The organism is Jatrophihabitans lederbergiae (genome assembly GCF_031845305.1).
In the GTDB taxonomy this organism is placed as follows: domain Bacteria; phylum Actinomycetota; class Actinomycetes; order Mycobacteriales; family Jatrophihabitantaceae; genus Jatrophihabitans_A; species Jatrophihabitans_A lederbergiae.
Map to the genome: position 1 here is coordinate 1 of NZ_JAVREH010000067.1, position 16,273 is coordinate 16,273.

Here is a 16,273-nt window from a genome sequence, read left to right on the forward strand (position 1 = left end):
GCCGCCGGCACTCCGCCTGCGGCTACCGCAGCCCGATCACCTACGAGAACACCACCACCGCGGCTACGCTACGACCGGCCGCATAACAATCAAATCGCGTGTCCACTTTTCGGGGCGAAGGCCCGTCTGAACAACCCCGTCGGTACCGGCCCTAACAGGACGGATGACCCGGCAGGAGCGGGCGATTGTCGCGTCGGCAAACAGTCCTAGGACGATGCGCCGAAGCTTGTCATTTGGTTGAGTCGAGATGTGTCCACGAGCGAGTCCGCCAATTCCGCCGGCCGGGTCGTCCGGGTGCTCATCGGCGACGACGACCGGCGGGTACGGGCAGCGCTGACCCGCTTGCTGACGGCGGCCGGCGGTTTCGAGGTCCCCGCAGCGTCGGGCAACCCCGCTGACATGCTCCGGCTCGCGATCGAATTACGACCAGACGTCGCCATCGTCGACCTGCTCCTGCCTGACGCCGAAAGCGGCCTGCAGCTCGTCTCGACGCTGTCCGCGCTGCCGGTGCCGGTAGTCGCCATGAGCTCGCACGGTGGACTGCGCGTCGCCGCACTCACCGCGGGCGCCAGGTGGTTCGTGCACAAGGACGGCAAGCCCGAAGTGGTTCTCGACGCCGTCCGACGTGCGGTGGTCTCGAACCTGGATCCGTTAAGGACGCCATGACCCGGCCAGAGCTTGTCACCCATGACGCCGTCTACCCCGAATCTCCACGCTGGTACGACGGTGAGTTGTGGTTCTCCGACGTACACGCCTATGCAGTCAAGGCCGTGGACACCGCCGGCACCGTTCGGACCGTCGTCGATGTGCCAGGCCGTCCCGCCGGCTTGGGTTTTCTACCCGACGGGTCACTGCTCATCGCCGGCGCCTTGGACCGGCGACTGTGGCGCTGGGACGGAACCAGCCTGCAGATGCTCGCAGATCTCTCCCCCATGGTGCACGGGCTGCTCAACGATATGGTCGTCGACGCCCGTGGCCGCGCGTACGTCGGTGACACAGGCTTCAACCTGATGGCCGGCGAGCCGCCTCGCGCAGGCGCGGTGATCACCGTGGACACCGGCGGCGACATGACGCCCGTCGTGGCCGCCTCCGGCGTGCAGTTCCCCAATGGAGCCGCGCTCGACGAACCGTCTCACACACTCTGGCTGTCCGAGACGACGGCCCGCCGCGTCACCCGCTTCCGGATCGGAAGCGACGGTCGGTTATCCGAAGCCCGGACCGTAATCGATCTGCCCGGTCTGTGCGACGGCCTGTGCGTCGATCACGACGGCAACGTCTGGGTGGCCCTCCTCGAGGCAGGCGAATTCTGGCACGTGGCCCCCGACGGCGCAGTTCTCCAGGTCCTGCCCGCGGACGGTCGCCTGGCCGTCGCCTGCGTGCTCGGCGGCCCCGACCGACGCGACCTGTACCTGTGCAGCGCCGCGACAACTATGGCCGAGTTGGCCCAAGGAAGCAGCCGTGGACTGATTCACCGACTCCGAGTTGATACTGCCGGGGCCGGACGGCCTTGACTTCGTTCACCAACTAATTAGTCGACGCGTCGCCGCCTAATGCGGCTAAACCGAGTCCAAACACCGAGAGGCTAGCGATGCCCACCTATCTGAAGAAGCCCGACGCGGTCGACAAGTCGATCGCCAGCGACGACGAGGTCAAGGCCGTCGTCAGTGACGTCATTGCCGACATCCGTGCCAACGGTGACGCCGCCGTCCGCAAGTACTCGGAGAAGTTCGACAAGTGGAGCCCGAAGTCGTTCCGATTGAGCCACGCGCAGATAGAGGAGATCGTGGCCGGGGTGCCCGAGCAGGTGATCAAGGACATCGAGTTCGTGCAGACGCAGGTCCGCAACTTCGCCACGAAGCAACGCGAGTCGATCACCGACTTCGAGGTGGAGACGCTGCCCGGCGTCACCCTGGGCCAGAAGAACGTCCCGGTCCAGGCCGTGGGCGCCTACATCCCGGGTGGTCGCTATCCGCTGACGGCCTCGGCGCACATGACCATCGTGACGGCCAAGGTCGCCGGCGTGCCTCGCGTCGCCGCCTGCACTCCGCCCATTCGGGGCGAGATCCCCGCCGCCACGATCGCGGCGATGGCGATGGCCGGCGCGGACGAGATCTACCTGTTGGGCGGTGTGCAGGCCGTCGCCGCGCTCACCGTGGGAACCGAGACCATCGCGCCGGTGAACCTGCTGGCCGGCCCGGGTAACGCCTACGTCGCCGAGGCCAAGCGGACGCTGTTCGGCGAGGTAGGCATCGACCTGTTCGCCGGCCCCACCGAAATCCTCGTCATTGCCGACGACGGCGCCGACCCGTTCGTCGTCGCGGTCGACCTGCTCAGCCAGGCCGAGCACGGTCCGGACAGCCCCGCCGTCCTGGTCACGACCAGCGAAACCGTCGCGCGCAGGGCGATAGAGCACATCGACCAGATCCTGGTCGACATGCCGACCAGGGACATGGCCGAGCCGGCCTGGCGCAACCACGGTGAGGTCGTCGTCACCGACACCCTGGACGAGGCGTTCGCCGTCGCCGACAGCTACGCCTCGGAGCACGTCCAGGTGTTGACGGCGAACCCGCGCCAGGCGCTGGAGAAGATGAAGAACTTTGGCGCGCTGTTCCTGGGCGAGGGCACCTGCGTGTCCTACGGCGACAAGGTCATCGGCACCAACCACGTCCTGCCCACCCGGGGCTCGGCGCGGTTCACTGGCGGCCTGTGGGTCGGCAAGTACCTCAAGACGGTCACGTACCAGGAGGTCACGAATACCGAGTCCAGCGCATTATTGGGTGAGCTGTGCGGCCGTGCGGCGCGCGTTGAGCTGTTCGAGGGCCACGCCCGCTCGGGTGACGTGCGCGCAGCCAAGTATGGCGACGCGAAGCTGGCGTGGACGGAGCACCAGTTCGGTACCGTTCCGGCTCATGCCTGAGTTCTGCATCACTGCGCTGTTGGCGGCTGGTTCATCTTTGTGCCGTCCAGCCGCCGAAACCGGCTGATGACCGACCCTGTCGGTCGTGTCCGGGGCCGGACCGCGCTGGTCACCGGCGCGGGCAACGGCCTTGGTCGGGCCATCGCGGTCGCGCTGTCCGGCGCCGGCGCCCGGGTCGTCTTATGCGGGCGTCGCGTCGACGCGCTGCAGGAGACGGCCGCCCTGCTGAGCGGGCCGTCGCGGGTGGCCACCGTGGATGTTGCCGAGCCGGGTTCGGTCGACGCGCTGGCCGCTTCGATCACCGATGAACGGGTCTCCGTTCTGGTCAACAACGCCGGCGTGGCCGGGCCGGTCAAGCCGCTGGTCGAGATCGACGCCGACGAGTGGGACGACGTGTTTGCCGTCAACGTGCGCGGCATGTTCCTCATGTGCAAGGCGTTCCTGCCGCCGATGATCGAGCGCGGTACCGGCGACGTGATCAACCTGGCGTCGGTCAGCGGCAAACGTCCGCTGGCGATGCGCACGCCCTACACGGCGTCGAAGATGGCCGTGCTCGGGCTGACGAACACTTTGGGCGCCGAGGTCGGGCCGACCGGCGTCCGCGTCAACAGCCTCTCCCCCGGGCCGGTGCGCGGGCCGCGGATGGCGCGCAACTTCCGCCTCGAAGCCGAGCGACTGGGCATCACCGAGGCCGAGGCCGAGCGCGCCTTCACCGGCCGGGCCACCCTGAACCGGCTCGTCGAAGAACACGAGGTGGGCGACGCCGTCGTGGCGATGCTGCACATGACGGGCATGCACTGCGCGGACATCGACCTGTCCGCCGGGATGGTCGCACGATAAGCACGACGTTGTCGCCAGTCCACCTTCTGTCGGACGACGGATGCACCACTGCCCGTGTACAAAAATGATGACGCCAACGCCGATCAGGTACCGCAGCACCAGCCACGTCGAAGCAGGCAGGTCAAAAGCCGTTCAACAGGTGGCGGGTGCACCCGTTTGGAGTGCGGCGGCGTGGTCCTCGACGCCGCAGCCGCAGGGCTGCGCGACGGCCACCACGACCAGTTCGCGGCCCACGCGTGAGGTGCGTTCGCGTAGTCCGCTGGTGGGCCGGGTGCACACCGGGCACGGCGGGCGGTACCCAGTCGGCCACGTGACACTTTGCAAGATCCCTTGATCGTCGACATCCGCCCACACCGCTCGCTCAGCCGGCTGGTCGTGCGCGACCAGCTCGGCTGCTTCAACCGACTTCGTGACGTCGACCTGGCAGGCGTACCGGCCCGCAGGGACGGCCACGGTCAGCGCCGTGGCCGGTCGCGGTGGTAGGTGCCGGTACAGCGTCGACCGGGTCAGCCCGGTGCGCTCGACGATCTGAGGCAGGGTGAGCCCAACCTCGTCGCGCAGGGACGGCATAGTCCAGCTTGGCCGCCTCCACGGTCACCGGCCGCCCGACTTGCCGGCCATGCGCTACAGCGACCGACCGGGCGTGGGCGACCCGCTCGAGCATGTACGTGCGTTCCATCTGCGCGAACAACGCCAGCATCACCACGGCCAGCTGCGCCATCGGACCGTTCGGGTTGGCCGAGTCAACCTTGATCGGGTCGGCCAGGTTGCGCACGCCCACTCCCCTACCGGCCACGTCGTGGATCACGCGCGGGTGTCGACCGCGAAGCAGGACGCTTGAGCTGTACGGCGACACGTTCCGGGGCGCACGGTCCGCGATACGTTGAACCTGGATGCACATCACCGGCGTGTCGGAGCACTACCGGCCACTGGGTGGTGGCGTCTCATCTCCAAGGAAGTGAGACGCTGGCGCCGCCGCGTCGAGTGCCGGACCTAATTTGATGCGAAGGCGCCGGTGGTGGCAGATGCGTCAGTGAGCCGCGCCCTACTCGACAACCGGCGGATTCGAACGTCGACTACGCCTTGTGATGCGATGAGCCCGTAAATCGCGATGTGGTCTGCTGCCTCCTTGTTGCGTCGGTCAACATTGGCGGTGTCAGTGCCGCGACCGCGGCCGCGGCACGAGCCGCTCCAGCTGCGTCACGTGTCCCGGATGCAGATCCTCGAGACGGTTGACGCCGAGCAGGCGCATGGTGCGCTCGATCTCAGCGCGCAGGATATCGATCGTCCGGTCGACCCCCTCGCGTCCGCCGGCCATCAGACCGTAGAGGTAAGCGCGGCCGACAAGCGTGAAGCGTGCACCGAGCGCCACTGCGGCCACGACGTCGGCGCCGGACAAGATGCCCGTGTCAACCCACAGTTCGGGCTTCGTCGGCGCGCCCTTGAACTCCTGCACCACGTCGGGCAGCAAGTGGAAGGGAATAGGGGCGCGGTCGAGCTGCCGCCCGCCGTGATTGGACAGAATGATCGCGTCAACACCGAACTCGGCGAGCTTGACCGCGTCGTCGAGGTTCTGTACTCCCTTGACGACGAACTTTCCGGGCCACTGGTCGCGTATCCAAGCGAGGTCCTTGAACGTCACCGTGGGATCGAACATCGTGTTGAGCAGCTCTGCCACGGTGCCGGACCAGCGGTCGAGCGACGCGAACGCGAGCGGCTCGGTGGTGAGGAAGCTGATCCACCATGCCGGTCGCGGCAGCGCGTCGAAGACGGTGCCGGGAGTCAGCGCGGGCGGGATGCTCATGCCATTGCGTCTGTCGCGTAGCCGCGCACCGGCGACCGGCACGTCGACAGTGACGAGCAGCGCGTCGAAGCCTGCCTCGGCGGCGCGGCGGAGGAGTCCCATCGACCGCTCGCGTTCCTTCCACAGGTACAACTGAAACCAGTTGCGCGCGGGCCGGACATCTACCGTAGCGCGGGCGATGTCCTCGATCGAGGTGGTGGCCATCGTCGACAGCGAGAAGGGGATGCCCGCAGCGGCTGCCGCGGTCGAACCGGCGATCTCGCCCTCGGTCTGCATCATTCGGGTGAAGCCAGTCGGAGCGATGCCGAACGGGAGCGCCACCGGCTTGCCGAGCACGTCCCATGCGGTCGACACGTCCGCGACGTCGTGCAGGATCGACGGGTGGAACTCGACGTCGCGCCACGCCTGCCGTGCGCGCATGATTGAGATCTCACCCTCGGCCGAGCCGTCGCAGTAGTCGAACGGCGCGGTGGGCGTGCGACGCTTCGCAATCCGGCGCAGGTCCTCGATCGTCAGCGCGCTCTCAAGGCGGCGCTTCTTCGCCGAGATCGTCGGCTTCTTGAACTGCATTAGCGGCGCGAGGTCGCGCAGCTTGGGGATCTGTCGCTGAATAGTCATTAGACAGTGCCAAGTTCCTGGATAAAACGCTGCGTAATAAGTCCTGGCGGCTGTGCGGGCTGATTGTTCAACGCAGTTGCCAGCAGAGGAGACGACGAATTGCGCCACCGATGAAATTGTAGGCCGTTGCCACGTACCTCATGGGGACGCCAATATTGCGACGGCCTCAATCTCGACGCGCGCCTGTTGAGGAAGGGCGGCAACCTGGTATGCAGCTCGGGCCGGTGCTGTGCCATTAAAGTGCCGTGCGTACTCGTCGTTGACCTCGGTGAGGTCATTGATGTCCGTGAGCAGAACGGTGGTCTTGATGACGGCTTGAAGGTCTAGGCCTGCCGCGCCAAGCACGCTCGCGATGTTTGTGATCGCTTGCTTGGTTTGCGCAGCGACTCCTCCATCGACTACTCGTCCAGTGTCTGGGTCGAGCGGAAGTTGGCCGGAGACGTAGACGAAGCCACCGGCGGCGACGGCGGGCGAGTACGGCCCAATCGCAGGCGGCTGCAGGCGGGACTGCAGCGGTAGTACCCGTGCCGTGTCCTCGAGCTCCCACTGGTCACCGTCGACTATGACGCACAGGCGGCGCCGTGCGGCCGTCGAGCGGCTCCAGCCCGGCTGCTCCCCCGAGATGAAGCTGACCCAGGCGGTGTGCATCCGGGCGGCGAGACGCTGCGGCGGTAGACCTTCGCCGAGCAGCGCACCATCACCCTGAAGATCGGTTGCGTCGAGGCGATCGAATACGAACGGCAGCTCCACGGTATGTGCGGCACCAAGGCGACCGCCAAGCGCGGGCGAGCGCCACGCGAACTGATACTCGTAGACGGCCGATCCTCTGATCGCGTACGCGTCTGCAAGGGCCCGAGTGCCCGTGGTAAACATAGCTTCAGTAAGAATCGCCGACCGGAGCTCGCCCCAAGGCGCCGCTGGATGCAAGGCCCGCAGCTTGTCGACCGTGCCGATTGGGTCACTCCCGCGCGGCAGCGTAGACACTGCCGTCGCGATCGTCTCGGACTCCGCGGTGGTGTCCGATGCGCCGTTCGGCACCAAGTAGAGGTTGCCCTCCTCAGTGTTGGAGCCAATCAGTAAGTTGACCCGGGCACCGACCCCTCGGGCGATGGCTGTCGCAGGCTGTTCGTCGAGAACTGGCCCGAACGGCGTTAGACCGGCGAGAGGGTCGACGTGATTCCCGACCCGCAGGTCGATCCCGACCAGGGCTGGAAGCGCGCCGATCAGCGTGGCGTCGTCGATGTCGCCGAACGCATCAGCGGTCGGCGCCACATGGAGATGCCGGGCAAGGCGCTGTGTCACGACGTCGGCTTGCGCTTGGGTCAGGGCGCCCCGCCCACTGCCGCTCTGTACGATCGCGCGCTGAACCAGTCCACTGCTTTCCTCGTGCGCCAACACTGCGGCTACGAGGGTTGCGCCGGCGGACTGACCGGCCAACGTGACCTTTCGCGGATCACCGCCGAAAACCGTAATTTCTTGTTGCACCCAGCGAAGAGCTGCGACCACATCGAGCAATCCGCGGTTGTCCGGTGCGTCAGGAAGGCGTAGGAAGCCGGCGATACCGGTGCGATAGCTGAGCGAGACGAAGACGACGCCGTCCCTGGCGAAGGAGTCCCCGCCGTACAACGAAGCCTGGGCGGCGCCGCCGAGGAAGCCACCGCCATGCACATAAACGAGGACCGGTGCTAACCCATCCAGAGCTGCTTTGGGCGACCAGATATTGAGCGTGAGGTTGTCGCCTTCTGCGATCCAGCCAGGACCAAAGTATGGCGTCATGTCGAGGGCACCAAAATTGCCCCGACGCGCCTGAGGCTGGGTGCCACCGAAGCGACTCGCGTCCCGCGGCTGGTCGACCCAGCCCGGGTGCGGCGCTGGTGCCGCGAATCGGCCATGCCCAATAGGTGTCGCAGCGTACGGAATCCCGCGGAACACGTCGGCGGCGCCTTCGCTGACACCTTCGAGGAGACCTGTGGTGATACGCCGAACCGTGCTGCTCACTGTGCCGGCGATTGACGGTCGAACGGAGCCCAGCCAGCTATTGCAAAGCGGCCGCCGATGCGCGTCACCTTGAAGGCGCCATGGCCAGAAAAATGTGCAGGGACGACGAGTGCACCGGTGTCGGCTGCCCATCCCAGCAGCCGCTCCCGTGACTGCTTGGCCTCCTGCGGGTCCTCGCAGAAGCAGCTGTGGAAGTCGCTGTGCTCCACCTGAAGGGGGCTGTGCAGCAGATCGCCGACGAGGGCAGCCGACTCGCCTGCGGACTCGAGCTTTACGATGGCATGTCCAGGTGTGTGACCTGGTGCGAGTTCAATGCGCAAGGCGGAATCGATTTGGTAGGAGTCGTCCCACAGCAGGGCCTGGTCAGCATCCAGAACCGGTTGCACGCTGTCCTCGAATACGTTGACGTTCACACCTGCACCCACTGGTTGAACGGGCGCGCCAGGCCGCCAGAACTCGACATCGATCCGCGAGAGCAGGTACTTAGCGCGGGGAAACAGTGGCACCCACGCCTCCCCGACCCGAACCGTGTTACCCCCGACGTGGTCGACGTGCAAATGGGTGTTAACGACGAGATCCACCTCGTCGGGTGCCACACCTGCCGCTTCGAGCGTCGCCGGGTAGCCGGTGCTCAGTTCGTTGAACGGCGGCATGTTCGGTCGTGGTTTTCCGTCACCCGCGCCGGTGTCAACCACGATCACGCGACCTTGGCTTCGGATGACCCAGCTCTGGACCGCAACGATGTAGCTGCTCGTCTCTGGCTCCCAGAAGTCCGGTGCGAGCAGTCGTCGGTTGTCCTCCAGCAGCTGCGGAGTGCTGTTCGGAACCATCACGTCCATCGGCGCGACTGGGCCCTGCCAGTCGAACACGCGGGTGATGGAAACATCCCCCAACTCAATGGTATCCACGCCAGGACCTTCCTTCGTACGAGACATATACACTGTATATCAGTCAGTTACAGCGTAAGCAAACGGCTAGCATTGCTAGCGTGAGTTCCTCAGGCAGCGCGAGCAGTGCCGTCGAGCAGTCCGGCGCCCGACGAGGCACCCCGACGACCCTTGAACACCTCGTTGACGTCGCGCTGGACATCTGCATGACACGGGGGGTCGAAGCTGTGTCCATGCGTGCGGTGGCCAATCGGCTGAACATCTCGCCCATGACGATTTACCGATTCGTCGCGTCGAAGGAAGCGCTGCTCGATGAGACTGTCCTGCGGGTGCTCGATCGCTTCGAGACCCCGCGACATGTGCGCGATGGTTGGGATCAGCGGATCCTCGGCTCACTGGGAGCGTGGCGCGCACTCCTCCTGGACCATCCGGGCATCGTGCAGATCCTGGTAGGGCGCCGCATGCCAGCGGACTCCAAGGGCCTCGCTCGGTTGGAAGAGGACGTGCTGACAAGCCTCGACTTGGCCGGCGTCACAGGCGCGCCCGCCGCCCGAGCTTTCTGGCAGATCCTGGCTCACGCGTTCGGCCACATCGTCTTCGAGCTGCCTCGGGCCGCACTTACACTCCCCGAACAACGACTGGCCTGCGAAAGAATGGCCCGGGTCGCCAGCGAACGCGGCTTCCTGCACGTTCATGCTCTCGCTGCAGAACTCAACTCACTCGAGGTCAGGGGAACGTTCGAAGACTCGATGCACGTCTTCCTGCAAGGAGTGGCAGCATGCCACGGCCGCGACACGTCAGGCAAGTAATGCCCGCGCCTGCCGCTCGATACGGACACTCGCGCGGGACCGCACGTAGCAGCTGTTGTGAGTGGTAAGTCGTCATGGCCGAGCTGCAAGAGAACTCACCGACAGCATCGGTTCGACTCCGCTGGTTTCTGACACGGGTTCAGACGACGATCGTGCGGTGTGTCGTTGCCGTCACGCCAGGAGAATGACGTCAGTAATCCGTGTCAGAAATTTCGCCTGCAGGCGCGCGAGCTCGGTGGTTTCTTAACACCTCGACGAGGCACCTGGCCGGGCCCGCTGGGCGCGCTTCCTCGCACAACGTCAGGTGACGTGCGTTGTGCTGATAGCGGCGCGTCGAGTCGCTGGATCGTGGTTGCACTGACCAGTCGATCCGCTTGCTCATTCAGCGTCGTACGGCGACAGTGACCACGGTGAACGCGGCCCAGACGGCGACGAACAGGATCGGGACGGCGCGGAAGAACAGCATGCTTCGCTGCTGGACAGATTCCAGGTGGTGCTGGTTTCCGCTCGATGCGATGAGGCCCCCAAGAACCGAGCCGAACAGCGACGGATTGTCATCGAACAGGCGGCGTTCACGGGAGGTCCACTCCAAAACGATCTTTACGGTGGCGTTGACGCCCGGCCATGCCAGGAGCGCGAGGGATAGCCCCAGCACGGACAGGATCGGCGCAGCGATGCGCGAGAAAGTTGCGCCCCACGAGGTGCCGTTGCTCATGGCGGCGGTGTAGGCGATCGTTAAGAACGCCTCGGCCGCGAGTAATGCGTTGACCCGGTCATGGAGCAGGCCAATCTCGAAGCGGATCTCGTCACGGATGAACGTCAGCTGCTGTAACGATGATGGATCGCCTTCGCGTGCGTCGCTGGTCACGACCGTCTCTCCAGCCATTCGTCTGCTACTTGTCGACCCCAACGGTGTTCGCTGCACGACGGTGTCATGAGACACGGGCTCGAAAGTGCAACTATGTCACTGCCGGCCACAGAGGTTGTGCTGTGGGCGCTCGGGCGCCCCGGGGTTGGGGGGCGAGGTCATCACCTACTGAGGCCGAGGACCCCGCAATGCTTGGCTGCTGGGTTTATTGGTAGGTGATGATGTCGGGTCGGGGGGTCAGGGCCATCACCTCGCCGGGGCTCATCAGGCGGGTGTCTTGGGTGTAGAACAGCTTGAACCCGGTATGAAACCGGGTGGGAAATGCGAGTTGGTGATAGACCGCGACCTTGCCGGCGGGGGTGCCTTCGCCGTCGGCGTGCAGGGTTTGCTCTACCCCGGGGTGGGTGGTGATCTGGTCGCGGTCGGGCAGCATCGGCGTAGTGAACTGGTGGATGATCAGCAGCTTGTCCGGTAGCCGGTGTGCGGTGATCAGCCCGGACAGGTAAGCCGCGACGGTGTTGATGCTGGCGGCTGAGGATGATCCGATCCGGCCGTTGCCCGGGGCTTGGCCGGGCGGGACTTTCCATTCAGGGTCCAACGCCACGCTGACGTCGGGGTCGAGCAGGAACGGTTGCAATGCCTGGACCTGGGGCAGGAACTCCCCGCCGCCGGGTTGGATGTCGAGGATCAGCAGCATCCGGTGCTCATGTGCCACCGCGAGATACTCCGCGATCTGGGTATCGGTCACGGGGCGGGAGTAGGTGCCCTCCGGGCCGGGTGTGTCCTGGGCGACGCTTGCCAGTAGTTCCATCGCCGGCTGCACCGCTCGGCCGAAGCCGGCGAAGGCGGCGGCTTGGGCTGCCACTGCTGCCGCGGCCTGCTCCGGTGTTCCCGCCCCCAACACCCCCAGCCCTGGACCGTCGGGGCCGCCGTAGAAAGCGACCACCCGCAGCCGCGGCACGATCGACATCCCGCCATCGGGCAACCGCAACGGGGGCGCCGATGTCGAGGGCGCCGGTGTCGAGGGCGTCGGTGCCGGGCTGCTCCGCGGCGGCGCGGCCGAAGCCATCGCGGCCGCGCCGAGGAAGCCGCTACCGGCGGGCGCACCGTCGCGCTGGTCCAACGTGCCGCGACCGCACCCCGCTGCGGGGTGGGTGACCCGCTCTGGCATCCCGCCATCAGGACCGCCGCAACCACAGCGCCCACCCACCTCCACCTCGGGCACACCGACAACGCTGGGGACCTCGCCCCGCCGCGCCCCGTCCTGTCCGTCCGCACAACCACCCGAAAGGCTGCCACAAAACAAACAATCCCACATCGCCACCCGAAACCTTCAGCACCCGGAAATCGGACAGGGCGAACAGCAACATCGAACGGTCATCCATAGCTCGTGGTCCTCGCGGCTAGCAGTGTGAGAACCGCCAGCATGTCGAGGCCACGAGCCTCAGATCAGGACGCCACCCCGCTCAAGTGTGAAGAGCCGGCAAGGCAGGTCGTCAGCGGGCCGGCGGGCCGTGAACGTGGTCCAGCAGGTCGCGGACCGTGCGACGGGCGAGCTCGGCGCGCACGACGGCGCTGAGCTGACACTCGATCTCGGCCATGGCGGAGGCGATCCCGAGCCCGACGGGACACGATGGGTTCGGCCCGTGCATGCCGACCACCCGATCCGCGCCGCCGACGAGCGACCATAGCTCGTCCAACCCGATCGCTTCGGCGGGGCGGCCGAGGGTCCACCCCCCGTGCTGTCCCGAGCGCGACTGCACTAGACCGGCTTCGCGCAGCGGCCCGAGGACGCGTCGGATGTGTACCGGGTTGACGTTCACGCTGCCAGCCAACTCCTCCGAGCTCACCGCCTGGCCGGGCTCGACCCCGGCCAGGTAGGTGAGCACGTGCACGGCGACGGCGAAGCGCGTGTTGGTCGCTGGTGGCATACCTCCATATTGCCATCCGCCATCGGCCCGGCTACAGTCAGAACTGTAACAACGACGGCTACGGAAGGGTTGTCATGAAGTACGCGATCACCGGGGCGTCCGGGCCGCTGGGCCGGCTCGCCGCCGAAGCACTGCTGCGCCGCGTCGAGCCGGAGGAGCTTGTGCTCGTCACCCGCAGTCCCGATCGGCTCGCCGACCTGGCCGCGCGGGGGGTGAACGTGCGGGCCGGGGACTTCTCCCATCCCGACACGCTCCCTGCCGCGTTCGACGGGACCAGCGAGTTGCTGCTGATCTCCACCGACGCGGTCGGGGCGCGGGTCCCGCAGCACCAGGCGGCCGTCAGCACCGCGGCGAGGGCCGGCGTGCGGCGCATCGTCTACACCTCGGTGCCAGAACCGACCGCCGACAACCCCGCCTTCGTCGTCCCCGACCACGCGGCGACCGAGGCGGCGCTGCGCGACAGCGGGCTGCGTTGGACGGTGCTGCGCAACAACCTCTACGCCGAGTACCAGCTCGACGCGCTGCAGCACGCCGCGTCATCTGGGCGCTACGTCACCAACACAGGTGCAGGACGCGCCGCCTACGTCACGCGGGCCGACTGCGCCGCGGCGGCCGCCGGTGCGCTCGTCAGCCGCGAGGTGGACGACACCGTCTTTGACGTCACCGGCCCGCGGGCCTTCGACGCGCAGGACATGGCCCGTCTCGCAGCCGGCCTCGGTGCCCGTCCAGTGGAGGTCCAGCAGCTCGACGACGACGCCTACACCGCGGCCCTGGTCACGGCCGGCGTCCCCGAGGCTCTGGCCGGCGGTCTTACCTCGTTCGGCGCCGCGATCCGTCTCGGCCACCTGGGCGCCGTCAGCGACGCGGTGCAGCGCCTGTCGGGTGCGGCTCCAGCACCGCTGGAGACCCTGCTGCCCTCCGCCGCCGGATCAGCATCACCAGCTGAGCTCCACCACCGATGAGGCAAGCCAGAACAACGATGAGTTCCGCGCCGTCTGACCGGCCCGGCATTGCTCGGCTGATCCTCATCCTCGGCGCCCTGGTGGCGCTCGGTCCGTTGTCGATCGACGCCTACGTGCCAGGCCTGCCGAAGCTGACCCGGGACCTGAGCGCCAGCGCGTCCGGCGCCCAGCTCACCATCACCGCCTGCCTGCTCGGCCTCGCCGTCGGGCAGCTGCTGGCCGGCCCGCTCAGCGACGCGCTCGGCCGGCGTCGCCCCCTGCTCGCCGGACTGGCCCTCTATACGGTCGCCGGGTTGCTCTGCGCACTTGCCTCCGACGTCTGGGCCCTGGTCGCCCTGCGTCTGGTGCAGGGCATCGGCGGCGCGTTCGGCCTCGTCATCGCTAACGCGGTGGTCCGCGACCGGACCGCCGGCGCCGCAGCGGCCCGGGTTTTCGCCCTGCTGATGCTCGTGGCCGGGGTCGCCCCGGTCTTGGCCCCCATCGCCGGCGGCCAGCTGCTGCGGGTCACCGGCTGGCAGGGGATCTTCGTGGCGTTGGCCGCTCTCAGCGGCGTCATCCTCCTGGTCAGCTTGATCGGCCTGCCCGAGACGCTGCCGCCCCTACGGCGCCGCCCAGGCGGCATGCGGGCAATCAGGCCGGTCTTCACTCGACTGCTCGCCGACCGAGTGTTCGTGGGGTACGTGCTCGCCAACGGCCTTGCGTTCGCGGCGATGTTCGCCTACATCTCCGGCTCGCCCTACGTGCTGCAGGAGATCCACGGGCTGTCCCCGCAGGCCTACAGCGGGGTGTTCGCGGTCAACGCCCTCGGCCTGGTCGCCGCGGCACAGCTGAGCGGGCGGCTGGTGCACCGCGCCGGCGCCCGAGCGCTGCTGGCCACCGGACTGGCCGGCAGCGCCGCCGGCGGCGTCGGGGTGCTGCTCGCCGCCGTCACCGGCCCCGGCCTCGAACCCCTGCTCGCTGCCCTGTTCGTCAGCGTCACCAGCGTGGGTCTCGTCCTGCCCAACGCCGCCGCGCTCGCCCTGCAGGACCACGGCGAACACGCCGGCGCCGCCGCGGCGCTGCTCGGCTTCTCCCAGTTCCTCATCGGCGGCACGCTCGCCCCCCTCGCCGGCGCCGCAGGCACCCGCACCGCGATACCGATGGGCGTCGTCATGGCCGTCCTTGGCTGCCTATCGCTGCTCGCCTACCTCACGCTCACCCGCACCCCCCGCCACCCGACAGGCACGCCCGACCTCGGCCGGCTTGGAGCAGCAGCGGCAGCGGCAGCGGATCCTCGATCGCGCCGCTAAGCCCGGATGCACCGAAGTGAATCGCCGCTGAGTCCTTGATCTTGACCGGATGTGAGGGCGGTGCGGGCGCGCCAGAGCTGCCGGTCTGCCCGGCCGTTCCACTGATGATCTTTCGTCGTGGCCGTTGGCCGGGTGGTCAGGCAGCGGCTGCGGGTGGTGGCCCGAGGGCGGCGCTGAACAGGTCGAGCCAGGCGTCGGCCCAGGGCCAGTTCGTCGGTAGTCGGAGGTGGATGCGGCGTGCGGAGCGGACCGGCCGGGCTGGAATGTTGATCAGCTGCCGACGGATGGTGGCCGTGGTCGCTCGGGCGTGGAACAACGAGGCCAGCGCGCCGGCGGCGCGGGTCAGGTTGAACGCCATCGCGGCCAGCGCCAGCCACGCGCCGTTGGCGTTGAACTTCCCCGACGGCAGGTGCGCGAGCGGGCCGCCTTTGAGGTCGGCGATGACTTGTTCGATGATCGAGTGCCGACGGTGGTCGGCCTCGGCCTGCACCATCATCAGGGGCGAGTTGGTGAACACCGCATGGTGGCGCCAGGCCGCGAACAGCTCACCCTGGGCGTCCGCGACGACGTGCTCGGGGTTTTGGTCGCGAACCCGGCGCACGATCAACCGGGCGGTGATCTGGTTCTTCTTCCCGCGCGAGGTGAACGCGGTGAACGGCACCTCGGCGACTTGGGCGTCGCTGGCCCACTGCTGCAGTTGCTCGTCGAAGACCGCGTGCGGGTAGCGGATCGTGGTCCATGCGTCCTCGCTGATCCCGGCGATCGCCCGCTTCACCGCGGCGTCCTGGCGGGCGGTGATCGAGAACCGGGCCCCGCCCCGGCGAGCCGCGGCGATCACCTCACGCCCGTAGTAGGCCGAGTCGGCCCGCACCACCAGCAACCCGCCCTTGCCGCCAGCGCCGCAGGCCCGGCTGGTGCGCAGAGCGTCGGCGACCAGCCGGGCGGCGCCGCGCGGAGTTCGCCGAGCCCTTGCGCAGCCTTGTGGCCACGATCACCGGCGCGCTGCTGGGGGTCGGGAGTGCGGCGATCAAGGCGTTGAGCCCCTTCACGCCGGAGTAGCCGTAGCCGGCTCCTTGCTCGGCGTAGCCGTAGGTCGCCCGGATCGTGTCATCAACATCGAGATAGGCGATCCGGGCCGCATCAGCCAGCAGCGGCGTCTGCCCAGCGAGATTGGCGACCAGCCGGGCGGCGATCGCGTCGAGCTGGCGGACGTGGCCGAACGCGAACACATGCGGAGCGCAAAGCTCGTCTTCCACGCCCGGGTGGTGATCGATGCTCATGGCTCGGGCATTCATCGCCTTCCGGGACCGCAGCCCACGCTTGGTGGACGCGTTCGCAAGCCCTTACGAA

Annotated in this window: 15 protein-coding genes and 1 pseudogene; 7 read left to right on the forward strand and 9 right to left on the reverse strand. The window is 67.5% G+C overall.

Annotation, left to right across the window (positions count from 1 at the left end; all coding sequences use genetic code 11):
* Positions 1 to 249: 249 nt before the first annotated feature.
* From RM423_RS22030 to RM423_RS22045, 4 genes are all read left to right on the forward strand, one after another.
* Positions 250 to 666: a response regulator gene (locus tag RM423_RS22030; protein WP_311425200.1), complete on the forward strand. Its 417-nt coding sequence runs from the start codon at positions 250 to 252 to the stop codon at positions 664 to 666.
* Positions 663 to 1,511, forward strand: coding sequence for an SMP-30/gluconolactonase/LRE family protein (locus tag RM423_RS22035; protein ID WP_311425201.1), 849 nt, complete (start codon positions 663 to 665; stop codon positions 1,509 to 1,511). The genes RM423_RS22030 and RM423_RS22035 overlap by 4 nt, the downstream gene beginning before the upstream one ends.
* 77 nt (positions 1,512 to 1,588) lie before the next feature.
* The gene (gene hisD, locus RM423_RS22040) at positions 1,589 to 2,917 is read left to right on the forward strand and encodes a histidinol dehydrogenase (RefSeq protein WP_311425202.1); all 1,329 of its coding nucleotides are present in this window, start codon (positions 1,589 to 1,591) and stop codon (positions 2,915 to 2,917) included.
* A gap of 66 nt (positions 2,918 to 2,983) precedes the next feature.
* Entirely contained in the window at positions 2,984 to 3,757 is a 774-nt protein-coding gene (locus tag RM423_RS22045) for an SDR family NAD(P)-dependent oxidoreductase (protein ID WP_311425203.1), read from the forward strand.
* Between the two features lie 447 nt (positions 3,758 to 4,204).
* On the opposite strand, the pseudogene RM423_RS25995 reads toward RM423_RS22045, so the two are convergent.
* The 4 genes and pseudogenes from RM423_RS25995 to RM423_RS22065 all read right to left on the reverse strand — a co-directional run.
* A pseudogene (locus RM423_RS25995) lies at positions 4,205 to 4,565 on the reverse strand (helix-turn-helix domain-containing protein); the annotation flags it as partial.
* Positions 4,566 to 4,913: 348 nt separating this feature from the next.
* Positions 4,914 to 6,179: an alpha-hydroxy acid oxidase gene (locus RM423_RS22055; protein ID WP_396327828.1), complete on the reverse strand. Its 1,266-nt coding sequence runs from the start codon at positions 6,177 to 6,179 to the stop codon at positions 4,914 to 4,916.
* A 138-nt stretch (positions 6,180 to 6,317) separates the two neighbouring features.
* Positions 6,318 to 8,177, reverse strand: a complete 1,860-nt coding sequence (locus RM423_RS22060; protein ID WP_311425206.1) for a Rid family detoxifying hydrolase — start codon at positions 8,175 to 8,177, stop codon at positions 6,318 to 6,320.
* Positions 8,174 to 9,085: an MBL fold metallo-hydrolase gene (locus RM423_RS22065; RefSeq protein WP_311425207.1), complete on the reverse strand. Its 912-nt coding sequence runs from the start codon at positions 9,083 to 9,085 to the stop codon at positions 8,174 to 8,176. Before RM423_RS22065 ends, RM423_RS22060 begins: the two co-directional genes overlap by 4 nt.
* Before the next feature lie 80 nt (positions 9,086 to 9,165).
* Here RM423_RS22065 and RM423_RS22070 point away from each other — a divergent pair, with 80 nt between their 5' ends.
* A complete protein-coding gene (locus tag RM423_RS22070; protein ID WP_311425208.1) occupies positions 9,166 to 9,873 on the forward strand; it encodes a TetR/AcrR family transcriptional regulator in 708 nt (235 codons plus the stop codon).
* Between the two features lie 382 nt (positions 9,874 to 10,255).
* Here RM423_RS22070 and RM423_RS22075 read toward each other — a convergent pair whose 3' ends face one another.
* The 3 genes from RM423_RS22075 to RM423_RS22085 form a co-directional block, all read right to left on the reverse strand.
* Complete coding sequence (locus tag RM423_RS22075; protein ID WP_311425209.1) at positions 10,256 to 10,741, reverse strand: hypothetical protein; 486 nt, start codon at positions 10,739 to 10,741, stop codon at positions 10,256 to 10,258.
* Positions 10,742 to 10,946: 205 nt separating this feature from the next.
* Complete coding sequence (locus RM423_RS22080; RefSeq protein WP_311425210.1) at positions 10,947 to 11,912, reverse strand: hypothetical protein; 966 nt, start codon at positions 11,910 to 11,912, stop codon at positions 10,947 to 10,949.
* 325 nt (positions 11,913 to 12,237) lie between these two features.
* Positions 12,238 to 12,672 (reverse strand): Rrf2 family transcriptional regulator, encoded by a 435-nt coding sequence (locus RM423_RS22085; protein ID WP_311425211.1) that lies wholly within the window; start codon positions 12,670 to 12,672, stop codon positions 12,238 to 12,240.
* A gap of 74 nt (positions 12,673 to 12,746) precedes the next feature.
* Between RM423_RS22085 and RM423_RS22090 the strand changes: the two genes are divergently transcribed.
* Both RM423_RS22090 and RM423_RS22095 read left to right on the forward strand, forming a co-directional pair.
* Positions 12,747 to 13,634, forward strand: coding sequence for an NAD(P)H-binding protein (locus RM423_RS22090; protein ID WP_311425212.1), 888 nt, complete (start codon positions 12,747 to 12,749; stop codon positions 13,632 to 13,634).
* Between the two features lie 17 nt (positions 13,635 to 13,651).
* On the forward strand, positions 13,652 to 14,923 hold the full coding sequence (locus RM423_RS22095) for a multidrug effflux MFS transporter (RefSeq protein ID WP_311425213.1): 1,272 nt from the start codon (positions 13,652 to 13,654) through the stop codon (positions 14,921 to 14,923).
* Positions 14,924 to 15,059: 136 nt separating this feature from the next.
* Here the strand turns inward: RM423_RS22095 and RM423_RS22100 are convergent, their stop codons facing one another.
* On the reverse strand, positions 15,060 to 15,794 hold the full coding sequence (locus RM423_RS22100; RefSeq protein WP_311425214.1) for a transposase: 735 nt from the start codon (positions 15,792 to 15,794) through the stop codon (positions 15,060 to 15,062).
* Positions 15,763 to 16,203 carry a hypothetical protein gene (locus tag RM423_RS22105; protein ID WP_311425215.1) on the reverse strand — a complete coding sequence of 147 codons (441 nt, stop codon included), beginning with the start codon at positions 16,201 to 16,203 and terminating at the stop codon, positions 15,763 to 15,765. Before RM423_RS22105 ends, RM423_RS22100 begins: the two co-directional genes overlap by 32 nt.
* Between the last annotated feature and the right edge of the window lie 70 nt (positions 16,204 to 16,273).